Here is a 19,010-nt window from a genome sequence, read left to right as displayed (position 1 = left end):
GGCTCGGCCTTCTACGCCCCGATGAGCGCGGGTCCCGTGTGGTGGTCATTGCCCCGGTCTGTCAGTATCTCCGCCTTGAAACGCCTCGCTGCCGCTCTTTGTCTGCTTCTCGTGCTCGGGGGATGTGGAATCGGCTACGCAGTTCCCCAGCACCACAATGCGCAGGGTGCACCCACCAAGCGGGTCCTCTTCTTCGGTGACTCGATCATGAAGTCGACAGCGCCGGTGATCGCCGCCCGCATGCAGGCCAAGGGCATGCGGGCCGTCGTGAAGTATGGCGCCGCCAACGCGGGGACGCCTGTCCAGGCGACGTGGGTCGGCACGTCACACTCGCCGCTCCGGGAGCTCCAGTCGCTGCTCGACAGCTTCGACCCCGACATCGTGATCGCCAACTTCGCCGGCCACGAGTTCAGGAGCTGGAAAGCGTGGGACGCCTCCATCGACGCCATGTCGCAGGCGATCCGCGCGTCGGGCGCGACCGTCTACTGGACGATCCCGCCGTTCATCGGCAACACCTACATCGACGGCGACGCGTGGAAGCCCGCCGTCTACTACTTCGCCGGACTCCCGAGCTCCGACCCGCAGGCGGCCGGTCACATGATCGACTGGAACAGGGCGATGCGTCCCGCCAACGACCAGGTGTGGCTCAACGGCAGGCCTCTGCAAGCGAAGTTCGCGTACGATCTCTGGGCTCCCGAGGACCGCACAGGGCACCGGGTGTGGCTACGCGACGAGATCCACCCGAGCCCCGAGGGCAAGGACCGCATCGCCCGGTGGACCACCTACGCCATCCGCAGCGAGTGGGGAATGCCCTAGCCGCCGCCACCCAGCCCGAGATGGTGCGATCCCGTTGCAATAGGCAACACGAACGCACCATCTCGGTGGGAAGGTGGAGGGCGACGGACCAGATAGTTCAGGTGGTGCCCTCGACGTGGTCGGCGAGACGCTCGAGCGTGGCCTCCATCGCCTTCGGGTGCTTGCGCGGGTAGCCCATCTTCTCGATGACCCACGGGGATCGGGCGGTGGAGTAGTCGAACGTCTCGGTGACCCGGGTCCTCGACCCGTCGCCGAGCGGCTCGAGCTCGTAACGCCAGCGGTGCTTCCCGAAGTGCGCCCAGGCGATCCGCTCATTCTCGTCGAACTCCACGACCGTCGAGCTGATCCGGTAGGGGAGCCCGATCTTCATCTTCATCCCGAACTTGGAGCCGAGCTCCAGTCGGTCGGGCCCCGACACAACACCCCGGACACTCCCCGACCCGTCGATCACCGAATGCTGACGCGGATCGGCGAGCACGTCGAAGATCGCCTCCGGCGGTGCGTCGATCTCACGGGACACGGACACCTGCTGCTCGTTCGTCGTCATGAAAAGGACGGTACCGTGCCGGGCATGGAGCCGCTCGACGCACTGGAGCGCATCGCCGGGCTTCTCTCGAGGAGTGGCGCTCCCCGCTACAAGTCGGAGGCCTTCAAGAAGGCGGCAGCGACCGTCGCGCAGCTGTCGGACGGGGATCTCCGCAAGGTCGCCGCGGCGGGGCGCCTGAAGGACCTGCCCGGCATCGGTGCCCGCACGGAACAGGTGGTCATGCAGGCACTCGCCGACCAGGTGCCCGCCTACCTCTACGACCTCGAGGCCGGCGTCGCCGATCCCGACACCTCGCGTGCCGACGAGGTGATGACGAAGCTGCGAGGCGATCTCCACCTGCACTCCGACTGGTCGGACGGTGGAGCGCCGGTGGAGCGCATGGCCGAGCGGGCACGGGACATCGGTCACGAGTACCTCGCACTGACCGACCACTCACCCCGCCTGCGTGTGGCCCGCGGGTTGTCGCCCGAGAGGCTCCGGGAGCAGCTCGACCTGGTGGGGCGGCTGAACGAGGAGTTCGTGCCGCTGCGCATCCTCACGGGCATCGAGGTGGACATCCTCGAGGACGGCTCACTCGACCAGAGTGACGAGTTGCTCGCAGAGCTCGACGTGGTCGTGGCGAGCGTGCACTCGAAGCTGCGGATGGACGAACGCTCCATGACCGCGCGCATGGTGCGCGCCATGGAGAGCCCCCACACCGACATCCTCGGTCACTGCACAGGTCGGATGCTCGTCGGCAAGGGGCGCCCGCCGTCGGACTTCGATGCCGGCGCCGTGTTCGCCACCTGCGCCGAACACGACAAGGCCGTGGAGATCAACTCCCGACCCGAACGGCTCGATCCTCCCACCGATCTGCTCCGGCAGGCAGTTGCCGCCGGTACGAAGATGTCCATCGACTCCGACGCGCACTCGCCGCACCAACTCGAATGGCAGCCCTACGGCGCGCACCGCGCGGCGGTGAACGACGTGCCGGTGGGGCGCATCGTCAACACCTGGCCTGTCGACGAGCTACTCGCCTGGACCGCCTCGCACGCGGCGTAGAACCAACGCGACCCGGCTCGCTTATCCTCGGCTCATCTTCTCCCGCTCCTGGTGCCTCCGGCACCGGGCCGCTCGGGCCACGCCTCGGGCGAACCGGGATACCCGGCTCGCTTATCCTCGGCTCATCTTCTCCCGCTCCTGGTGCCTCCGGCACCGGGCCGCTCGGGCCACGCCTCGGGCGAACCGGGATACCCGGCTCGCTTATCCTCGGCTCTTGGAGGGATGCCGGAGCGGCCGAACGGGGCGGTCTTGAAAACCGCTGAGCGAGAGCTCCGTGGGTTCGAATCCCACTCCCTCCGCTCTCAGGGAACGGAACGCGCGCTCTTCTTCCGGCGCGCCTTCTCCCCCATCGATCGGATGAACCGTGCCAGCAACACGATGAGGGACGACACCAACGTCATCCAGATGCCCCACTGGACGGGGCCCTCGGCAATGATCAAGGCGTCGACCGCGTGGAGCGGCGCCAACGCCGCCGCCCACCCCGCCACCTCGCCCGCACCCTCCTGGCCGCAGATCCGCATGGCGAAGAAGCATCCCAGTGGCCCGAGCCCGAAAACGGCGATGAAATACGTCAGCACGAGGCCAGCGAAGAGCATCCACCCGATCTGACATTCCCGCGACGTGCCGTCCCAGCAGTTGACGTCGCTCGCCACGGGGTTCGCTGCGCTCACCACCATCGCAACAGCCAGCGCGTTGACGATGGGAACGACGATGCCGATCAGGTAGCCGGCCAACGCTGCGAGATATCCGACAGGGGTACCGGCGTGACGACCTCGGCCGGGTCCGGCTTGCACCGGTTGTAGCGGTTGTTCCGCCATGTGGGAATAGTACGAGGCTGCACCTCACCGCGCCCGGGTGCCGACCGCTCCGTCGTGGAGCACCCCGGGCCGACGGGTGTTCAGCGACCGGTGCCCGGGGCGGCGACGGTGTCGAAGCCGGTGAAGGGGCGCAGGACCTCGGGGACGACGAAGGAGCCGTCGGGCTGCTGGCAGTGCTCGAAGAGGAACACCAGGGTCCTCCCGATGGCGCAGGCCGTGCCGTTGAGCGTGTGTACCGGCTCCGTGCCGTCGTCACCGCGCACGCGCGTGGAGAGCCGACGCGCCGAGAAGTCGAGGTAGTTCGAACACGAGGTGAGCTCGCGGTAGCGGCCCTCCGACGGGAGCCACACCTCGATGTCGTACTTCTTGGCCGCGGCCGCTCCGAGATCGCCCGCCGCGATGTTGACGACGCGGTAGGGCAGTCCCAACGCGGCGACGATCTCCTCCTCGATGGTGAGGATGTGCTCGAGCTCGTCCCACGAGTGCTCCGGAGAGGCGAACGAGAACATCTCCACCTTGTCGAACTGGTGCACACGGAAGATCCCCCGCGTGTCCTTCCCGTAGGTTCCCGCCTCACGGCGGAAACACGAGGAGATCCCGGCGTAGCGAAGAGGGAGCGCATCGACATCCAGGATCTCGTCGCGGTGCAGTGCCGAGAGGGGCACCTCGCTCGTTCCCACGAGGAAGAGATCGTCGTCGCCGAGCTCGTAGACCTGGTGGCGGTCGGTCGGGAAGAACCCGGCCTCCTCCATGGTCTGCTCCCGGACGAGGACGGGCGGCACCACCGGGGAGAACCCACGCTCGCCCACGAGACGGGTGACCCACTGCACGAGCGCCAACTCGAACAGCACGGCCTCGCTGCGGAGGTAGGCAAAACGCGCGCCGCTGGCCCCGGCGGCGTGCCCCGTGTCGACCCACCCCATCGCCTCGCCGAACTCGGCGTGGTCGAGCGGGGGCGCATCACGCGTGTCGCCGACCGTGCGGACCACCTCGCCGTCGTCCTCACCCCCGTCGGGAACCGTTCGGTCGGCGGGGTTCGGGACCTGCAACGCCAGGTCCTGGTGGCGCTGCTCGACGTCGGTGAGCTCGGCCTCGGCCGCCTTGAGCTCGTCCTTCAGGGACGCCACCGCCGCGATCTTTGCCTCGCGCTCGTCGGGCTCGGCCCGCCCGATCTCCTTCGACGCGGCGTTCTGTCGCGCCCGGAGCCCATCGACCCGACCACGCACCTCGCGTTCGGCCGCATCGGCGGCGAGGACCTCGTCGAGGAGCCCGTCGCCGACACGCTTGCGCTCGATCCCGGCGCGGTAGTCGGGGTCGTCGCGCAGGCGCTTCCGGTCGATCACCTGCCGTCGCCTCCGTTGACTTCCACGGTGTCGTCGTCGATCGCCGCGCGCAGGTCGCTGACCCAGCGGTCGGCCTGGCGCCACGCCTTTCCCGCCGCGGAGCGGCGGACGACCGCCTCGCCTTCCCCACCGACCGGGTACGAACCGAGGAACTTCACCTCGGCGATCTTGGCGCTCAGGTTGCGAAGTGTGTCGGCCACGACCTCGTCGGCGATGTGACCCTCGAGATCGATGAAGAAGCAGTAGTCGCCGAGACCGGCCTTGGTGGGGCGCGACTCCAGCTTCGTGAGGTTGATGGCCCGGGCCGCGAACTCCTGGAGGATCGACAGCAGAGATCCCGGCCGGTCGCGGCGCTGGAAGCAGACAACCGACGTGCGGTCGTGGCCGGTGGGGGTGGGGATTCCCCTTCCCACGAGGACGAAGCGCGTGGCGTTGTGGGGATGGTCCTCGATGGCAGTGGCGGCCTGCCGGAGCCCGTAGATGTCGGCGGCGAGCGGGTTGGCGATGGCGGCCTGACCGGGCTTTCGCGACCGGGCCACCGTGCGGGCGGCGTCGGCGGTGGAGGTGGCGGGCAGGATCTCGGCCCTCCCGACCTTGGCGTGGAGCCACTCACGGCACTGGGCCGCTGCGATGGGGATCGAGCGGACGATCGTGATGTCGCGCATCGTCGTACCGGGCTTGACGCACAGGCTGAACGAGACGGGCAGGTCGACCTCGCGCCTGATCAGGAGCTCACTGTCGAAGGCCAGCGTGTCGAGCGTGACCGACACCGACCCCTCGAGAGAGTTCTCGATCGGCACGAACGCCGCATCGGCCTCCCCCGACTCGACGGCTGCGACGGCGTCGGGTACCGCCCGGACGGCGTGGAGCTCTCCCGTCGCGAGGTCGTCCTGGGTGTGCAGCGCCTCCTCGGTGAAGGTGCCGGCGGGCCCCAGGTAGCTGATCCTCACGGGGGCCGAGCGTAGCGGGGGGTGCCGTGCAACCCCGCAGCATTGCGGATGGCGCGTCGGCGCATGGCCGGTTCGGCGCGCCGCTCAGCGGAGGAACTCGAGAAGCGACGGCTGCACCGCGCGGGTGGCACCGGGCGCTGCGTCACGGGCGACCCGTTGCAGCTGGAGTTGGAAAACGTTGTCGGGAACACCGGCGAGCGGGGCCTGCTCCGCTCCCTCGAAGCCGGCGTCGGCGTCTCGGGTCCCGGCTCCCCCGGCCTCGGCGACGGCCTCCTGGGTGTCCAGGAGCTCGTGGTTCGCCTCGGCCACGGCGTCGATCTCCTCGGCGAGTGCCACGAGGGCGTCGCGGTGGCGGAGGAGCAGGCGGTTCCACGGCACCGGTGCGGCCTCGGCCATCTCGCGGAGGGTCGCGTCGGGTCCGAGGCCCAGCCAGCGGGCCGCGGGGTTGACCGTGACGGCCCGTTCGAGCTCGACGACGTTGATCTCCTCGAAGACCGTCTCGAGCTCCCGGGTGGCGTGGGCCAGCCACCGGTTCCGCCCGGCCGCCAGGACGAGTTGCTCCTCCTCGAGCTTGAACAACAGCAGCTCGAGCAGTCGACGCTCCCGCCAGAGCATCTCCGAGAGGGCATCGATGGACACAGCGGGCGTCTCCTGGGACCGGGAGTCTCCCCATCGGCCGCGTCCCGCTCCACACAAGGGGTTCCGAGCGGATTTCGCAGGGAACGCCCCCGCCGGGGCACCTCGCCGGCCGTCAATTCCAGAGCTTGTGCACCTTTTGTCATCATCCGCAAGAATGACGAGGGCGCCTGACGAATCATCCCCCCGGCCTATCCAGCACGGAAAGTGAAACCGTCGATGCCCCTTGTGAACAGCACGACCGGGGGAGAAGACCATGTCGGCCACCACCACACGTTCGACCACGCTGACGCACGAGGAACGGGTCGCCGAGGAACGCCTCGTCCGCGAGCACCTTCCGCTCGTCCAGTACGCCGTGAACGAGGTGGCCCACCGGGTCCCCCGCCAGGTGCACCGTGACGACCTCGTGTCGGCCGGGATGCTGGGACTCACCCAGGCGGCACGCTCCTTCGAGGAGGAGAGGGGCATTCCCTTCGACCGCTACGCCTCCCGCCGCATCCACGGTGCCCTCCTCGACGAGTTGCGCAGCCGCGACTGGGCCAGCCGGTCGGTGCGGGCCCGCGCCCGTGAGGTGCGCGAGGTCAGCGAGCAGATGACGACGAGGCTGGGACGCACGCCGACGAGCGAGGAGCTCGGTGAGAGGCTCGACGTCGAGCCGGCGTCGGTCCAGGAGCTCCAGAACGACGTCCACCGCGCGACCGTGCTCAACTACGAGTCGCTCAGCTTCGAGGGGCCGGCCGAGGCGTTCCTCGCCTCGGGCGACGACACGCCCGAGCAGACGATGATCGCCCGGGAGCGTCAGGCCTTCCTCACCGACGCCGTCGCCGCCCTCCCCGCCCGCCTCCGCAAGGTGGTGGTCGAGTACTTCTTCGAGGAACGTCCCATGCAGGACATCGCCGACGAGCTCGGCGTGAGCGAGTCCCGCGTCAGCCAGCTGCGCGCCGAGGCCCTCACCCTCCTGAAGGACGGGATGAACGCCAGCCTCGATCCCGACCAGGTCACGCCCGAGCGCCGTCCGAAGGGCAAGGTCGCCCAGCGCAGGCGCGACTACTACGACAGGGTGGCCGCGAGCTCCGATCCGCTGGACCGTGTGTCGGCGGAGCACCGCGACGTCCACGAGAAGGTCGCCCTCGCCGGCTGACCACGGCGTCGCCACGCCGACGACTCCCCCCACGGGCAGGCCGAGACGCCACACCCGACCGGACGCCGGCGGGCGTCGTCTGGGACAATACGGCCATGCCGTCGGCGACTCGCCCTCCTGACTCGCCGCGTTCGGAGAAGCCGGTGGCCGCATCGGACGGTCCGACACGGCGCGAACGACGCGTTGAACAGCGCTCAGGGTCCGCATCCCCCGCGTCGTCCGTCCCGTTCTGGGTGCGCGCCCTCCAGGTCTTCGGGCTGAGTGCCTTCGCCTTCGCGCAGCCCGTCTTCGACCTCCTCGGCAACAAGGCGACGTTCTTCGTCGCGCACGACTCGGGGCCCGCCCAGATCGTGCAGTTCACGGTGCTGCTGCTGGTCGTTCCCCCGGCGCTGCTGATCGCCGTGGAGGGTGTCGTGTTCCTGGTCTCACGCCCGGCCGCGTGGTTCGTCCACCTCGGGATCGTCGGGCTCCTCGTCGGCATCACGGTGGTTCCGCCCCTGGCCGACGGCATCGGCTTCGGGCTCGTGGTCGCCATTGTCGTACTGCTGCTTCTCGCCGCCGGTGCCGCCTACGGCTACCAACGTTTCGCCGGTGCGCGCACCTTCGCCACGTGGCTGGCGGGAGCACCGATCATCTTCGGCGCTCTCTTCCTGTTCGCGTCCCCGGTGAACCAACTCGTCTTCCCCGACGACGCCCTGGCCTACGCCGCAGAAACCGAGCAGACGCCACCGGTCGTGTGGATGTCGTTCGACGAGCTGCCGCTGGCGAGCCTCCTCGACGCCGACGGGAACATCGATGCCGCCCGCTACCCCAACTTCGCGCGGCTCGCTGCGACGTCGACCTGGTATCCCAACGCCACGACCGTCGCCGGTTTCACACCCGACGCCATCCCCGCGATGGTGAGCGGCCGCCTCCCCGAGGGCGAGTACGTCACCCCGCCCACCACGAGCTTCCACCCCGACACGATCTTCAGCCTCCTGGCCGGCTCCTACGACCTGACGTCGTACGAGGTGATCACCGACCTGTGCTCCACCGAGTACTGCGACCAGCCCGTCGAGGCCCGACCGTCGTACAGCTTCGGCACGCTGCTGAGCGACACGGCCACGGTGTTCCTGCACGGGGCGCTGCCCGACGACGCCGCCGACCGCTGGCTGCCGAGCCTGGAGGGTCGCTGGGCCGGTTTCGGACAGGACGACGGCGGCCTCGGCGACGCTCCCGGGTCGGCACCCGAGGAGACGTCACCGACGCAGACGACGCAGCCGGCGTCGGAGCGGCCGCGCGCGGCGATCAACCTGAACGACGTCGTCGAAGGCGTCCACAACGCCGAGGGGCGCCTCGACACGTTCCTCGAGGACCTCCAGCCCTCCGACGACCCGTCGCTGTGGTTCTTCCACGCCAACCTCCCCCACGAGCCCTGGACGTACCTGCCCGACGGTCGGCGCTACGGAGACATCGGCCTGCTGGCCAACCAGGGTGACTCCGGCATCTGGGACGACAACGAACTGCTCATGCACCTCGTGCGACAACGCCACACCGCCCAGCTGGAGTACGCCGACACCCAGCTCGGCCGGGTGCTCGACCGCCTCGAGGAACAGGGGATGCTCGACGAGACGCTGATCGTCGTCACCGCCGACCACGGCGTCGAGCTGCGCGGAGGGACCTGGCGCCGCCACATCTCCCCCTACTACGACAACCAGGCCGGCGTCCTACCCGTCCCGATGTTCATCAAGGCGCCCGGCCAGACGACGGCGGAGGTCGACGACCGCAACGCCCAGACGATCGACCTGTTGCCGACCGTCGCCGACATGCTCGGCGCCGACCTCCCCTTCGAGGTCGACGGCACATCACTGCTCGGACCTGCCGAGGACGCCCCGACCTCGAAGACATTCGTCGCCGGAGAAGATCCGATCGAGTTCCCGGACACCATCGTCGACATCGGCGACCTGGCCGACGTCATCCTCGCCACCTACGGAACCGCCGAGAACCCCGCCGACATCTACGCCGTCGGCGACCACCGCTCTCTCGTCCATCAACCGGTGTCGGACCTCGACGTCGGCGCCCCGTCGGGGATCAACGGCGCCCTGCACGACCCCGAGACCTACTCCGACGTCGACACGCAGGGCCCGTTCGTCCCGGCGCTGGTGTGGGGCTCGCTCGACCCGGCCACGGCACAGTCGGGGCGGGAGTTCGCCATCGCCCTCAACGGCGTCGTCGCCGGGATCGGCGTGAGCTTCGACGGCGACGGCGGCCTCTACGTCGCCGGCCTCGCCGATCCCGCACACCTCGTCGACGGCGACAACGAGGTGGAGATCTCCCTCATCGAGGCCGACAACACCCTGCACCCCGTCGACCTGGACACCGGCTGAGCCCACCGGGGACCGGGCACACGACCGTGCGTCGCGGCCCCATACTGGTGGTGATGACGACGACGGCACCGTTTTCCGCGACTCCGGTTCCCGACAGGATGAGGGCGATGGTCCTCGACGCTCCCGGCGGACCGCTCGTGGAACGCGAGCTCCCCGTCCCGTCGCCGGGACCGTCCGAGGTCCTCATCCGGGTGAGGGCGTGCGGGGTGTGCCGGACGGATCTCCACATCCTCGACGGGGAGCTCACCGAGGCGAAGCTCCCACTCGTGCCCGGCCACGAGGTCGTGGGTGAGGTCGCCCGACCGGGTACCGGGGTCACCCGCTTCGAGGCCGGCGAGCGGGTCGGGGTCCCGTGGCTCGGCGGCACCGACGGCACCTGCCGTTTCTGCCGCCGGGGCCGCGAGAACCTCTGCGAGAACCCGATCTTCACCGGCTACACCCACGACGGTGGCTACGCCGAGTACTGCACCGCCGACGAGCGCTTCACGTTCCCACTGCCCGACGCCCTCGACGACGACCCCCACGCGGCACCCCTGTTGTGCGCGGGGCTCATCGGGCACCGCACCTACCGCATGGCCGGTGAGGGCCTCGAGCGACTCGGCATCTACGGGTTCGGGGCCGCCGCCCACATCGTGGCGCAGATCGCGTGCCACGAAGGCGTCGCCGTCTACGCCTTCACGTCGCCCGGCGACACCGACGCCCAGGACTTCGCACGCTCCCTCGGCGCCGCGTGGGCGGCCGGCTCCGACGAGACCCCACCGGAACTCCTCGACAGCGCCGTCATCTTCGCCCCCGTCGGCTCGCTCATCCCGACGGCGCTGCGGGCGGTCGACCGGGGTGGCGTCGTCGTCTCGGGCGGGATCCACATGAGCGACATCCCGTCGTTCCCCTACTCCGACCTGTGGGAGGAGCGCGTGATCCGCTCGGTGGCGAACCTCACGCGCTCCGACGGCGAGCAGCTGCTGGATCTCGCTCCCCGCGTCCCCATACGCACCGAGGTCGAGACGTTCGACCTCGGTCAGGCCAACGAGGCCCTCGAACGGCTCCGCTCCGGGATGCTACGAGGCGCCGCCGTCCTGCAGCCCCGAGCGCGAGAGCAGTGACGCCGGCTCAGCGCGGCGCCACCGGGGTGAACTCGGCGGGGAGGTGCTTGATGCCGTGGATGAACGACGACGCCAGGCAGTCGGGCTCGCCGGCGGCGTGGATGTCGGGGAGGCGGGTGAACAGCACGCGGAACATCTCGGTGATCTCGCGCCGCGCCAGGTGCGCCCCCAGGCAGAAGTGCGGACCGGGTCCTCCGAAGCCGACGTGGCGGTTCGGGTCGCGGCGCACGTCGAAGGAGTAGGGGTTGTCGAAGACGTCCTCGTCGCGGTTGGCCGCCAGGTAGAACATCAGGACCTTGTCACCCTCGTCGATCTCCTGACCACCGAGCTCGGTGGGTCTGGTCGTGGTGCGGCGCATGTAGGTGACGGGGCTCGCGACCCGCACGATCTCCTCCACGGCGTTGCGTGCCACTCCGTCGAAGTCGTCCGTCCAGATCCTGCGCTGGTCGGGGTTCTCGGTGAGCAGGTGGAGCCCCCAGCTGATGGCGTTGCGTGTCGTCTCGTTGCCGGCCACCGCCAGGAGGATGAAGAAGCTGGCGATCTCGGCGTGGGTCAGACGCTCGCCGTCGAGCTCGGCGTTGACGAGGATCGACGTGAGGTCGTCGCCGTCAGAACCCGTCTTGGAGCTCGCGACCTCGTCCATGATGTCGGCGAGGCTCTGGCCCGCCACGAGTGCGCCCGTGACGATGTCGACCCCTTCCGGGCGGTACTCGGGATCGGTGATCCCGAGAATGGTGTTGGTGTTGTCGAAGATGTCGCCGTGGTACTCCTCGGGGATCCCCATGAGGTCGCACACGATGCGCAGCGGAAGGCGGGCGGCGACGTCGACGACGAAGTCGCACTCCCCTCGTTCGCACACGGCGTCGATGATGAGGTCGGCCTGCTCGTGGACGCTCCCCATGAGCGACTCGGTCATCTTCGGCGTGAAGCCGGCCGAGACGAGGCGGCGCAGCCTCGTGTGGCGCGGATCGTCCATGGCGATCATGGAGCTGAAGAACTCGTTGTACTCGGGTGGTGTGTCGACGACGACGATCCCCTGGGCCGACGAGTAGATCCCGGGGTTCTTCGACACCTCGTGGATCTGCTCCCAGCGCGTGACGGCCCACGCGCCACGTCCGGCGCCCACCGGGAGGTCGATGAGCGACTCCACCTCGGGCTCGGGATGGAAGGTCGGGGACTTCTGCGCCCGCAGCAGCGCCAGGTCGTCCTCGATCGGCTCCGAGGGACGCACCCAGAACTCGGGGTCGAGGGGGTTGGGCAGGTTGGTCGCTGTCACCTCCTCGACGCTACCGGACGGCCTCGGCCACGTTCCCTGTTGCCGAGCCTCGCACCGTCGGGCTGCCGGAGGTACCGTTCCGGACGCCGAGGCGCCCGGCGGACGCACCCGGTTGCTTTTCGTCCACACACCGATTCGTCGAGACACGGAGGTTCGTAGATGGCTGACGAGTTCCCGGGACCCGTCGATTTCGTCCTGATCGAGTTCCCTGACGACACATCGACCGACGCGACGGGCCGTGCGCTTTCCGATCTGATCGACGGCGGCATCGTGCGGCTGTACGACATCGCCCTGATCTCCAAGAAGTCCGACGGTGCCGTCGACCGCCTCGACGTCGCCGACTCCACGACCGGAGCCGCGTCGGGTTTCTCGGCCTTCGCCGGCGCGCAGTCGGGTCTCTGCTCGAGCGACGACATCGCCGACGCGGGCGACGCCATCGACGCGGGCACGACGGCCGTGATGCTGGCCTACGAGAACGCCTGGGCCTCGCCGTTCGTGACCTCCGCGCACGGTGCCGGCGGCCAGATGATCGCGAGCGAACGGATCCCCGCCCAGGCTCTCGTCGACGCCCTCGAAGCCGCCGAAGCGGCCGACTGACCGACACTCTCCAGGAAGGAAACGCACCATGCCGGGACTACTCAGAGGAGTCGCACGCACGGCCGTCATCGCAGGAACCGCCTCGGCTGTCAACGGTCGGGTGCAGCGTCGCCAGGCCGAGCGCTTCGCCGACCGTGACGCGGCGATCTACGCCGAGCGCCAGCAGGCCTACGCCCAGCAGCAGCCCGTTGCGCAAGCGGCACCCCCACCGCCCGCTGCTCCCAGCGAGTCCGACACGATCCAGCAGCTCAAGGAGCTCGGGGAGCTGAAGTCACAGGGGATCCTCACCGACGACGAGTTCAACGCCCAGAAGGCGAAGATCCTCGGGAGCTGACACAGAGCGCCCGTCTCCGCAATGACCCGAGAGGTATCGGTCTCTCGCGCCGAGACACTTCTACCGGAGTCGGAGCGCCGCCAGGGTTGGCGCGTGCTCCGCGCGTCGGGCCCGGCGTTCTTCGTCACCCACGCGCAACTCCGGCGACCCGACGGCAAGGAGTTCGAGTGGACGTCACGTCGGCACCGCAAGGGCCTCGGGCTCATACCCTCCGGCGCGCGGCGCCGTGCCCACATCTTCCGCCGTTTCCCCCGCGGCGCCAGCATGATGAGCTGGTGGATCGGGGCGCTGTTCATGGTGGGCTCGCTCTGCTTCGCCCTCGGCTCCCTTCCGCTGTACTTCGGCCATGTAGACCCCGACGTCGTCGGCTGGACGTTCTTCGTCGGGTCGATCTTCTTCACCACCGCCGCCTACCTCCAGTTCAAGGAGGTCGTGAGCGCGCCGGAGGGCGTGTCCGCCGACGCTCCGAAGCGGCGGCGGCTGCGGGCTTACGTCGGCTGGACGCCACACCGCATCGACTGGTGGGCCACCGCCGTCCAGCTCCTCGGCACGGTCTTCTTCAACGTCACGACGTTCGCCGCCACGCGCAGCGACCTCAGCCTGGAGCAGGAGCAGCTCCTCATCTGGTCACCGGACATGTTGGGATCCGCGTGTTTCCTGATCGCCAGCTGGCTCGCGTATTCGGAGGTCAACGACCGCGTCCTCCCCCGGTCAGACGGCTCGGTCGGCTGGAAGATCAGCGCGCTCAACATGGGTGGCTCGCTCGCCTTCGGCGCTGCAGCGGTCGGGTCGCGGTACCTGACGACAACCGGTGAGCCCGCCAACATCACCCTCGTGAACCTCGGTACCTTCATCGGTGCCGTCGGCTTCTTCATCGGTGCGGCGCTGCTCCCCGTCGAGTCGGCAGCGGAGTCGACACAGGCATCGCTCTGACTCGCCGGATCAGGCCCTAGGATCGGCTTCACCAACGCACGCCAGGAGGGATTATGAGCAACGAACCGAGTGGAGCTGCGGTCGGTTGGACGTTCTTCGCCGCCATCATGCTGATGGTCGTCGGGGTCTTCCAGGTGATCGCCGGCATCGCCGCCATCGCCGAGGACGACCTCTACGTCAAGGGACCCGACTGGGTGGCGCAGTTCGACGTCACGACCTGGGGGTGGATCCACCTGATCGTCGGCATCGTCCTCGTCGTGTCCGGCTTCGGGATCCTGTCCGGCAATCTCGCCGCCCGCATCGTCGGTGTGATCGTCGCCGCGTTGAGCGCGATCGCCAACTTCGCGTTCCTGCCGTGGTACCCGGTCTGGTCGATCGTGATCATCGCCGTCGACGTGGCGGTCATCTGGGCGCTGACCGCGCACGGCCGAGACATCCAGATGACCGAGTAGCGGAGGAGAGCGCGACTCGGCCTGCGTCCACGGCAGGCCGAGTCGGCTCGCAGGCGGCCCGGCTTCGAGGTTCACGCCCGCCACCGACTCGACAGGAGTCACCCGCCGCCCGCGCCGTGCACTCCGGTGCCATGCGACCCACAGGAGAGACCTGATGGCCGGAACTGCCGACGATCCCTACGCCCCGCTCCACCGGAAGGAGTTCTTCGGCAGGACGATCGACGTCGACGTCTTTCCCGACAACGGCATGCCCGCCGACGCCGCCTACGAGCTCCTCCACACGGGGCTCATGCTGGACGGCCGAGAGACGCTGAACGTCGCGTCGTTCGTCACGACGTGGATGGAGCCCCAGGCCGAGAAGCTCATCCACGAGACGCTGCGCACGAACCACATCGACCACGAGGAGTACCCGGCGGCACAACTCATCGAGGAGATGTGCGTCCGGTGGCTCGGCGATCTCTTCCACGCCCCGGAGGTCGACAACACGGTGGGTGTGGGGACCATCGGGTCCTCCGAGGCGATCATGCTCGGGCTCCTCGCCCACAAGTGGTCGTGGAAGAAGCGCCAGGAGGACGCAGGGAGGCCAACCGACAGGCCCAACATCGTCTTCGGCGCCGAGACCCACATCGTGTGGGACAAGTTCGCCCGCTACTTCGACGTGGAGCTGCGCAAGATCCCGATGCGCGCGGACCGTTTCGTGATGTCGGTCGACGACGTGGAGGAGCGGATCGACGAGAACACGATCGCCGTCGGCGCCGTGCTGGGAACGACGTTCATCGGTGAGTCGAGCCCGATCCGCGAGGTCAACGACCTCCTCGTGTCCGTGAAGAAGGACACGGGCTGGGACATCCCGATGCACGTCGACGGTGCGAGCGGCGGCTTCATCGCCCCCTTCGCGCGCCCCGACGAGGAGTGGGACTTCCGCCTCGAACAGGTGGCCTCCATCAACGTGTCGGGGCACAAGTACGGGCTCGTCTACCCAGGTGTCGGCTGGCTGGTGTTCCGCGACCGCTCCAAGCTGCCCGAAGACCTGATCTTCAGCGTGAACTACCTGGGCGGCGCGCAGCCGACCTACACCTTTAACTTCTCGCGCGGCACGGCGATGATCCAGGCGCAGGCCTACAACTTCGTACGCCTCGGACGGAAGGGATACGCAGAGCTCGTCGAGAACATGCTCGGCAACGCGCAGTACCTGAACGAGCAGCTCGAGGCCATGGGCCGGTTCGTGATCATGAATCCCGGCCTCGCCGAGCCTGTGGTCACGTTCCGGTTGAAGGACGACGCCAACTTCGACGTGTACCACCTGTCGGAGATGCTGCGACAGAAGGGTTGGATCGTCCCGGCCTACTCCCTTCCCCCCGACGCCGACGACATCGATCTCCTGCGCGTCGTCGTGCGCGTCGAGATGAGCCGCCAACTCCTCGAGATCCTCGTTCTCGACATCGACAACGCCTGCAAGGAGCTCGACAAGATCGATCCGAGTCGGCCGGGCAGGAAGAAGGGCGACCTCTGGACCTCAGCGCATCTGGCCGCCGACACCGCCAAGCAGCGCTTCGAGAAGGACTGAGCTCCACCGAACGGGCCGCGTCGGCCTGACCTGAGGCCGGAAGGCCTTCCTCCGCCTCGTTTCGGCGCTCCGGATACCGATCGAGCGGCTGCCGGTGTCAACCGGGTCCCCCCGGGGAGCGTCGGTGGAGGTGATGCTCGGAACCATGACTGTGGAGCCCGTTGCCCGCGCGGCGACGCGTGATCCGGACCAGCTCCTCTCGGAGCTGTACCGGGAGCACTACCACTCGCTGGTGCGCCTCGCCCGGATCCTCCTCGACCGGACCGAACCGGCCGAGGAGGTCGTGCAGGAGGCGTTCATCAAGCTGCACGGGAAGATCCACCGGGTCAGGGACCGGGAACGGATCGACGCGTACCTGCGCTCCATCGTGATGAATCTCGCCCGCTCGCGCATGCGGCGGCGGCAGGTGGCGAAGAGGCATCGGCCCGCACCGCTGCCCGACGAGCCCGGTGCCGACGAGACGGCGTCCCTCAACGAGGGTCAGCAGGAGGTCATCGACGCGTTGAGGACGCTGTCGGACCGTCAACGCGACTGCCTGGTCCTTCGCTACTACGAGCACCTCGATGAGGCGGAGATCGCCGAGACGCTCGGGATCTCCCGCGGATCGGTGAAGACGCACACGAGTCGCGGCATGACCGCGCTCACGAAGATCCTGGAGGCCTCCTCATGAGTGACCGCGAGCACGGCACCGAAGACCGCCTGCGCGACGCACTCCAGGCGAAAGCACAGGCCGACGACATCTCGACCGATGCGTGGGCGAAGATCCGGGGCGGCGTGAACGAGAAGGCCCGCCGGCGCCGCACCGCTGTCTGGACCTCCCTCGGCCTCGCCGGGGCGGCGGCCGCCGTCATCGCGATCGTCAGCTTCGCTGCGCTGAGCGGCGGTGACAACAATCCGACCGTCGCCGAGCGACAGAACGAACTGGAACCGGGCTTCGTGGCGCTGACCGTCGACGGCAAGTTGCGTCGGTTCAGTCCGGCGGGCGACGACCTCGGCCTGATCACCGACACGAGCTGGACGCCCGAAGCCAGTTTCAGCAGGCCGGAGTTCTCCGTAGCGCCCGACGGCACGGTGTTCCTCAGCCGGGCTGTCACCGACGACGAGTGCTCACGCTCCGAACAGTTGGGCGCCGAGATCGTGTCGGTGTCGCTCGAGGGCGGTGAACCCGAGGTGGTCGTGCCCGTGGGAACTGCTCCGTCGGTGAGCCCCGACGGCTCACAGCTCGCGTTCATCACGACTCGAAGTGGCGAACAGTGCGACTCCGGTGTGGGCGCACAAGACGAAAAGCAACCGGCGCCCCGCACGGTCGCACTCCTCGATCTCGAGAGTGGCGAACAGGCTCTCCTGGACATCGCGTACCCGGATCCGATGGCAACGTTCTCGCCGGACCGGGACCCCTCTGGCGGATTCAACCCCGAAGGACCAGTAGCGTGGTCTCCCGACGGCACCGAGCTCGCCACCAACATCCGTTGCACGATCCCGGATTCCGACTGCGACAACCAGGCAGTCCGGATCTCGATGCCGGCCTCGGGAGGAGCAGCAAACCTCCTGGGAATCTGGGGAGAGGGCCAAGGTGGCCCGTCCGTTGCGTTCTCCGACGACACGTCGGTACTCATCGACTACGGAGAGACCATCAACGGCGACTGGATCGGCCTCGTGTCCAGCGCCGGCTGGGATCCGGTCCGCTCGTCGAACTCGAACACGATGATCCCGGAGTTCATCGGCCTCCCGCACAATGCACAGCTGCTGTCGCTTTCGACGCTTCCCGGAGAGAATGCGCCCGGAGTACTGGTGACGACCGCACCCGATCGCGGCGCCCCGACCGGCACGACGGCCATCTACAGCGCGGGCCAGGAGAGCACCCCACGGGTCGTCGCCGAGAACGTCATGGCCGCTGTCTGGGTCCCGGGCACGACGTTCGAGGACCTCGACGCGGAAACATCCACACCTGACGCCGTCGCCGACGAACCGACCGCGGTGGCAGTCGAGGAGATCCCCCTCGACGGGTCCTATCTTCCGGGAATCGGTCGCACCGATCTGATGGCCGCCGACGAGTCGGGGGTGTGGGTCGCTATCGCCGACGACGCTGCCGCTGCCGCAACACGGGTCGTGCACGTCTCTGCAGCCACCGAGACGGTCGACGACGAGGCGGAGACTCCCGACGATGTGCAGGGGCTTCTCCTCGCCGACGGCGATCTCTGGTGGACGAGCCCGACGACGATGGGCCGCTCGGGCTCCACGGGCTTCGAGGCGGCCTCGTCGCAGGGGACGACCTCGTCGCAGGGATTCTCGGGCATCCTCGAAGCCACCGACTCCGCCGTGTGGACCACGACCGCCGACCGGAGGGCGCTCGTGTCCGTAGCGCGGCAGGGGTCGTCGCGCACACCGTCCTCCGACAACGACCTCTCGGTGCATCCGCTCTCTGCTCCGGTTCAACAGATCGTGGCGCTCGGCGACGACCTGTGGGTGGAGACCGACGCCGACCCGAAAGCGCTGTATCGCTTCGACACGGACTCCGGTGAGCTCGTCGACGGCGTCGACCTTCCGGATCGCAACGCCGTGACGTACGCGGTCGCCGACGGCACTATCTGGACGATCGACACCCGCGGAAACCTGGTTCCGCTGGTCGGCAAGCATGCGGGCGAGGATCCACTCGCAACAGGCATCCCGACCGGTCGCTTCGTTCCCACCGACGGGGGCCTCGCGATCAGCGGAGCCGACGATCGCCAACTCCGCCGCTACGACGAGGGCCTGAGCCCGATCGGCAGCATCCTCGAGCTCCCGACCCCCGATCGAGGTGATCTCGACGGCCCGTGGGGCGGCATGGTGATCGCCGGGCCCGACGCCTGGTGGCAGAACGCCGTGGGCCCCTCGATCCTGCGGGTGCACCTCGACGGGTGAGGTGCCCACCACTCCGGAGACGGCTTCGACTCCGGAGACCGTGTTCGTGGGCGAGGGGGGACTCGAACCCCCACGTCCTTGCGGACACAGACACCTGAAGCCTGCGCGTCTACCGGTTCCGCCACTCGCCCGTGGGGTGCCGCAGCGTACCAGCGCCCCCCGCCGACCCCTCCACCCCCAACCCTGCCA

Annotated in this window: 18 protein-coding genes and 2 tRNA genes; 13 read left to right on the top strand and 7 right to left on the bottom strand. The window is 68.7% G+C overall.

Annotation, left to right across the window (positions count from 1 at the left end; translation table 11 throughout):
* Positions 1-75 precede the first annotated feature (75 nt).
* Positions 76-816 carry an SGNH/GDSL hydrolase family protein gene (locus R3A49_12405; GenBank protein ID MEZ5171529.1) on the top strand — a complete coding sequence of 247 codons (741 nt, stop codon included), beginning with the start codon at positions 76-78 and terminating at the stop codon, positions 814-816.
* A gap of 97 nt (positions 817-913) precedes the next feature.
* On the opposite strand, the gene R3A49_12400 is transcribed toward R3A49_12405, so the two are convergent.
* Positions 914-1,363 (bottom strand): SRPBCC family protein, encoded by a 450-nt coding sequence (locus R3A49_12400; GenBank protein ID MEZ5171528.1) that lies wholly within the window; start codon positions 1,361-1,363, stop codon positions 914-916.
* 24 nt (positions 1,364-1,387) lie between these two features.
* Here R3A49_12400 and R3A49_12395 point away from each other — a divergent pair, with 24 nt between their 5' ends.
* Both R3A49_12395 and R3A49_12390 read left to right on the top strand, forming a co-directional pair.
* Positions 1,388-2,404, top strand: coding sequence for a PHP domain-containing protein (locus tag R3A49_12395; GenBank protein MEZ5171527.1), 1,017 nt, complete (start codon positions 1,388-1,390; stop codon positions 2,402-2,404).
* 216 nt (positions 2,405-2,620) lie between these two features.
* A tRNA-Ser gene (locus tag R3A49_12390) sits at positions 2,621-2,703 on the top strand.
* A 3-nt stretch (positions 2,704-2,706) separates the two neighbouring features.
* Here the strand turns inward: R3A49_12390 and R3A49_12385 are convergent.
* The 4 genes from R3A49_12385 to flgN form a co-directional block, all read right to left on the bottom strand.
* Positions 2,707-3,198 carry a hypothetical protein gene (locus tag R3A49_12385; protein ID MEZ5171526.1) on the bottom strand — a complete coding sequence of 164 codons (492 nt, stop codon included), beginning with the start codon at positions 3,196-3,198 and terminating at the stop codon, positions 2,707-2,709.
* A 104-nt stretch (positions 3,199-3,302) separates the two neighbouring features.
* Entirely contained in the window at positions 3,303-4,565 is a 1,263-nt protein-coding gene (gene serS / locus R3A49_12380; protein ID MEZ5171525.1) for a serine--tRNA ligase, read from the bottom strand.
* Positions 4,562-5,515 carry a prephenate dehydratase gene (gene pheA / locus R3A49_12375; GenBank protein MEZ5171524.1) on the bottom strand — a complete coding sequence of 318 codons (954 nt, stop codon included), beginning with the start codon at positions 5,513-5,515 and terminating at the stop codon, positions 4,562-4,564. The genes serS and pheA overlap by 4 nt, the downstream gene beginning before the upstream one ends.
* 84 nt (positions 5,516-5,599) lie before the next feature.
* Positions 5,600-6,154 (bottom strand): flagellar export chaperone FlgN, encoded by a 555-nt coding sequence (gene flgN, locus R3A49_12370; protein ID MEZ5171523.1) that lies wholly within the window; start codon positions 6,152-6,154, stop codon positions 5,600-5,602.
* A gap of 253 nt (positions 6,155-6,407) precedes the next feature.
* Between flgN and R3A49_12365 the strand changes: the two genes are divergently transcribed.
* From R3A49_12365 to R3A49_12355, 3 genes are all read left to right on the top strand, one after another.
* Positions 6,408-7,292, top strand: a complete 885-nt coding sequence (locus R3A49_12365; GenBank protein ID MEZ5171522.1) for a sigma-70 family RNA polymerase sigma factor — start codon at positions 6,408-6,410, stop codon at positions 7,290-7,292.
* A 233-nt stretch (positions 7,293-7,525) separates the two neighbouring features.
* Positions 7,526-9,658 carry a sulfatase-like hydrolase/transferase gene (locus tag R3A49_12360; protein ID MEZ5171521.1) on the top strand — a complete coding sequence of 711 codons (2,133 nt, stop codon included), beginning with the start codon at positions 7,526-7,528 and terminating at the stop codon, positions 9,656-9,658.
* 98 nt (positions 9,659-9,756) lie between these two features.
* Positions 9,757-10,761, top strand: coding sequence for a zinc-dependent alcohol dehydrogenase family protein (locus tag R3A49_12355; GenBank protein MEZ5171520.1), 1,005 nt, complete (start codon positions 9,757-9,759; stop codon positions 10,759-10,761).
* Positions 10,762-10,768: 7 nt separating this feature from the next.
* Here R3A49_12355 and R3A49_12350 read toward each other — a convergent pair whose 3' ends face one another.
* Positions 10,769-12,037 (bottom strand): cytochrome P450, encoded by a 1,269-nt coding sequence (locus R3A49_12350; protein ID MEZ5171519.1) that lies wholly within the window; start codon positions 12,035-12,037, stop codon positions 10,769-10,771.
* A 159-nt stretch (positions 12,038-12,196) separates the two neighbouring features.
* Between R3A49_12350 and R3A49_12345 the strand changes: the two genes are divergently transcribed.
* The 7 genes from R3A49_12345 (at position 12,197) to R3A49_12315 (ending at position 18,821) form a co-directional block, all read left to right on the top strand.
* On the top strand, positions 12,197-12,634 hold the full coding sequence (locus R3A49_12345) for a DUF6325 family protein (protein MEZ5171518.1): 438 nt from the start codon (positions 12,197-12,199) through the stop codon (positions 12,632-12,634).
* A gap of 28 nt (positions 12,635-12,662) precedes the next feature.
* Positions 12,663-12,968, top strand: coding sequence for an SHOCT domain-containing protein (locus tag R3A49_12340; GenBank protein ID MEZ5171517.1), 306 nt, complete (start codon positions 12,663-12,665; stop codon positions 12,966-12,968).
* 93 nt (positions 12,969-13,061) lie between these two features.
* Positions 13,062-13,901: a hypothetical protein gene (locus R3A49_12335; GenBank protein ID MEZ5171516.1), complete on the top strand. Its 840-nt coding sequence runs from the start codon at positions 13,062-13,064 to the stop codon at positions 13,899-13,901.
* Between the two features lie 53 nt (positions 13,902-13,954).
* A complete protein-coding gene (locus R3A49_12330; protein ID MEZ5171515.1) occupies positions 13,955-14,353 on the top strand; it encodes a hypothetical protein in 399 nt (132 codons plus the stop codon).
* Between the two features lie 154 nt (positions 14,354-14,507).
* Entirely contained in the window at positions 14,508-15,920 is a 1,413-nt protein-coding gene (locus R3A49_12325; GenBank protein MEZ5171514.1) for a glutamate decarboxylase, read from the top strand.
* Between the two features lie 145 nt (positions 15,921-16,065).
* Positions 16,066-16,590 (top strand): SigE family RNA polymerase sigma factor, encoded by a 525-nt coding sequence (locus R3A49_12320; GenBank protein MEZ5171513.1) that lies wholly within the window; start codon positions 16,066-16,068, stop codon positions 16,588-16,590.
* Entirely contained in the window at positions 16,587-18,821 is a 2,235-nt protein-coding gene (locus tag R3A49_12315; GenBank protein MEZ5171512.1) for a hypothetical protein, read from the top strand. Before R3A49_12320 ends, R3A49_12315 begins: the two co-directional genes overlap by 4 nt.
* Positions 18,822-18,868: 47 nt before the next feature.
* Here R3A49_12315 and R3A49_12310 read toward each other — a convergent pair.
* Positions 18,869-18,952, bottom strand: a tRNA-Leu gene (locus tag R3A49_12310).
* Positions 18,953-19,010: the final 58 nt, after the last annotated feature.

It is taken from the genome of Acidimicrobiia bacterium, assembly GCA_041394025.1.
Lineage (GTDB): Bacteria > Actinomycetota > Acidimicrobiia > IMCC26256 > JAOSJL01 > JAOSJL01.
This window is presented reverse-complemented; position numbering and strand designations above follow the sequence as displayed.

Bases quoted from the DNA above. Each gene is read 5' to 3' on its own strand.
- R3A49_12315 (MEZ5171512.1), top strand. From the start codon at position 16,587: ATGAGTGACCGCGAGCACGGCACCGAAGACCGCCTGCGCGACGCACTC.
- R3A49_12400 (MEZ5171528.1), bottom strand. From the start codon at position 1,363: ATGACGACGAACGAGCAGCAGGTGTCCGTGTCCCGTGAGATCGACGCA.
- R3A49_12395 (MEZ5171527.1), top strand. From the start codon at position 1,388: ATGGAGCCGCTCGACGCACTGGAGCGCATCGCCGGGCTTCTCTCGAGG.
- R3A49_12365 (MEZ5171522.1), top strand. From the start codon at position 6,408: ATGTCGGCCACCACCACACGTTCGACCACGCTGACGCACGAGGAACGG.
- R3A49_12340 (MEZ5171517.1), top strand. From the start codon at position 12,663: ATGCCGGGACTACTCAGAGGAGTCGCACGCACGGCCGTCATCGCAGGA.
- R3A49_12330 (MEZ5171515.1), top strand. From the start codon at position 13,955: ATGAGCAACGAACCGAGTGGAGCTGCGGTCGGTTGGACGTTCTTCGCC.
- R3A49_12345 (MEZ5171518.1), top strand. From the start codon at position 12,197: ATGGCTGACGAGTTCCCGGGACCCGTCGATTTCGTCCTGATCGAGTTC.
- R3A49_12355 (MEZ5171520.1), top strand. From the start codon at position 9,757: ATGAGGGCGATGGTCCTCGACGCTCCCGGCGGACCGCTCGTGGAACGC.
- R3A49_12320 (MEZ5171513.1), top strand. From the start codon at position 16,066: ATGACTGTGGAGCCCGTTGCCCGCGCGGCGACGCGTGATCCGGACCAG.
- R3A49_12325 (MEZ5171514.1), top strand. From the start codon at position 14,508: ATGGCCGGAACTGCCGACGATCCCTACGCCCCGCTCCACCGGAAGGAG.